This is a genomic window from Candidatus Magnetaquicoccus inordinatus, assembly GCF_004217665.1.
GTDB classification, from domain to species: domain Bacteria; phylum Pseudomonadota; class Magnetococcia; order Magnetococcales; family Magnetaquicoccaceae; genus Magnetaquicoccus; species Magnetaquicoccus inordinatus.
This window is the reverse complement of record NZ_RXIU01000324.1, coordinates 1-2,740: the sequence shown is the minus strand read 5'-3', so window position 1 is coordinate 2,740 and position 2,740 is coordinate 1. Positions and strand designations below refer to the sequence as shown.

3 protein-coding genes are annotated in these 2,740 nt (G+C 51.3%); 2 read left to right on the top strand and 1 reads right to left on the bottom strand.

The features are described from left to right. Nucleotides 1-70: 70 nt before the first annotated feature. Nucleotides 71-1,336 (bottom strand): hypothetical protein, encoded by a 1,266-nt coding sequence (locus EJP87_RS15210; RefSeq protein WP_130472708.1) that lies wholly within the window; start codon nucleotides 1,334-1,336, stop codon nucleotides 71-73. A 143-nt stretch (nucleotides 1,337-1,479) separates the two neighbouring features. Here EJP87_RS15210 and EJP87_RS15205 point away from each other — a divergent pair, with 143 nt between their 5' ends. Both EJP87_RS15205 and EJP87_RS15200 read left to right on the top strand, forming a co-directional pair. Further along, entirely contained in the window at nucleotides 1,480-2,115 is a 636-nt protein-coding gene (locus EJP87_RS15205; RefSeq protein WP_227657684.1) for a ribonuclease D, read from the top strand. Nucleotides 2,116-2,127: 12 nt separating this feature from the next. Further along, nucleotides 2,128-2,740: SDR family NAD(P)-dependent oxidoreductase (locus EJP87_RS15200; protein ID WP_130472707.1), on the top strand; the 613-nt coding region annotated here is incomplete at its 3' end.

The window sequence follows — 2,740 nt, the reverse complement described above, 5'->3', positions numbered from 1 at the left end:
GGATTCCATCCCTGGACCCGGCCAGGGAGGTGCCCTCCCTGGACCCGCAATAGTTTTGGGTGGTGAATAGTTACTTTTTCTTGGGCTCTTCGCTGGCATCCGCTTTGGCAGAGTCTGACTCTGGTTCTGGCTTGGCGGAGGGATCCTCTCCCAACACCTCCTTGAGGATCCATTCATAACGCAGTTTGGCCTCTTTGAGCAGGGCATCCACTTCGCCTTGATAGGAGGAGACCTTAAAATACTCTTTGCCGAGCATGGAAACCCCTTTGATGGGCCCCAGCTTGCGGGCAATGCCCATGGCCATGACCTTTTGCGCACCAAGATGGCTACCCAAACGACCATGGGCTTGGGCAAACTTTTCACCATCATTGAGATCGTTGATACCCATAGCCAAAATTTTTCCGGCCATGGAATCGCCACGCATAAAGCGACAGGCCTTAATCAGAAGAGGTTCACGATTTTTGGCAAATTTGGTCCGGTGCACCAGTTTGCTGACCAGGATTTCTCCGGCATCACTGCCATCGCTGATATATTTTTCCAGGATCACCACCACAGCGTTGAGATCGGCCACACGGGTCAATTCAAGCGCCAGGATGGCAGCCGCTTTGGCATTGTTTTTACAGAAGGAGAGACCACGCACCATCGGTTCCACACCAACATCTTTGCGATTGGCCACCCCAGATGCCAAAGCCACAATACCCGGAGAGGCATCATCCAACAGATTCATGGCTTCCAGCATCTGCTCCAAAGTGCCTTTGCGCATGATCTCCATGGCCCACATCAGTTCGGCATCTGATTGACCACGCGGGGCAGTAGCAATGGTACGGATCATATGGTTGACCGTACCCTGTTCAGCAATACCTTTGGCCAAGGCGGAATAGGCGGTCGGACTAATGGTGGCATAGCGCAAGGATTCGATGAGCGGATTGACGCCGCGTTGCGCGACGATGCCACCGACCAGATCTTCCACCAGCTCTCGACGATTGGTTACTTTGCTTAAGGCTTCGACAAGCGATGGCGGTTTGGCATCTTTATGATTCAAAATTGCGGTCACCAAACGCTGCTGTTTATCGGGCTCATTTTTGGCTTTATCCAAACCAGCTATCATGTCAGGAAGACGCCCCGTAGCGATAATAGCAGTGACATCCACTGAAGGATTGTCCATCTTTTCACGGAGTTTCATCAATTTTTCATCTTCTTCCGAAACATCCGGAGCGGCTGAAAAACGGGTCTCCAATGCCTCAAGAGCCTGCGCCGATTTATCGCCTAATGCAGAGCCGAGCGTGGCACGAATGCGTTCCAACTGCTCAACGGTATAATTCTCTTTCTGTGCCATTGCCAAATCCTTTCCATTCCATCAAGAACTCTCTATAACGAGAATGTGGGATTATGCCATACTTCCGTGACGAGAGCCATAGCTCTTTTTATGTCTGACCTGTCGTTGTTGTTGTTCTCCTATTTTTTTAGAGGAATGGAGCCGTGACCACTGTGCAAACGCTGCCGAAAATTTTGCAAGGCGATTTGGATGAGGAGTATCTGCAACTTTACTTGAACAGCCGCTATCTCTCTGTTGATACAGAGACCATGGGGTTGAATGTTCTGCGTGATCGGCTGTGTGTCGTGCAGATGTGTAATGAAGCGGGTGAAGTTGCTGTAATACAAGTCAAAGATCGCCATGCTCCACGCCTGAAACAGGTATTGGAATCGACCAGTGTGGAGAAGATTTTTCATTTTGCCCGTTATGATCTGGCCAGTTTGCGTCATTGGTTGGATATCAATGTGCAACCGGTTTTTTGCACCAAGATTGCCTCACGCTTGGTCCGTACCTACAGTGGCTACCATGGTCTGAAAGATTTGGTTCGCGAGCTGCGAGGCATGGAGATGGATAAGCAACAGCAGTCATCGGACTGGGGTGCTGATACCCTTTCGGCACAACAGATCCAATATGTGCAATCAGACGTTATCCATCTGGTGACTCTGAAAGAGAGTTTGGAGCGTATGCTTCAGCGGGAAGGTCGTCTGGAGTTGGCAAAAAGCTGCATGGCCTTTTTGCCGACACGGGTAACCTTGGATCTGGCCGGCTGGGAAAGTGAAGATATATTTTCCCACTCTTGATCGGGAATAGTGATGATGGATCTGACCGGAAAATGCGCGTTGGTGACAGGTTCCGGTCAGCGGATTGGAACAGCATGTGCACAGACATTGGTACAAGCTGGTGTCCGAGTGGCATGGCATGCCCATCACTCCCGACAAGCTGCCCAGCAGCAGTGTCAACAGATACGCCAGCAAGGTGGTGAGGTTGAGCTGTTTATTGCCGACCTTGCCGATGCGGAGCAAACACAGGGCCTGTTTCAAGAGGTCAATGCACGCATGGGAGAGGTCCAGATTCTGGTCAATAATGCGGCCATTTTTCGACCCGCTTCCCTCGCTGGCTTGACCTTAACAGCATGGCAGGAGATGCTTGCCATCAATCTGACAGCCCCAATGTTGTTGATGCAGCAGTTTGCCCGGCAATGTGGTAAACAGTCGGGGAGTATTGTCAATATAGTTGATCAGCGCATCCATCGTCCCCGCCCTGGTCATGTGGCCTATACGCTGGCCAAAAGTGCATTATGGACCCTGACGCAAATAGCGGCTGTGGAGCTGGCGCCAAATATTCGGGTCAATGCCATCGCTCCTGGACCAATATTGCCGGCTGTGGATGCGGCACCAATGGCGTTTCAAGCTGTCGTTGCGGCCA

Bases quoted from the DNA above. Each gene is read 5' to 3' on its own strand.
- EJP87_RS15210 (WP_130472708.1), bottom strand. From the start codon at position 1,336: ATGGCACAGAAAGAGAATTATACCGTTGAGCAGTTGGAACGCATTCGT.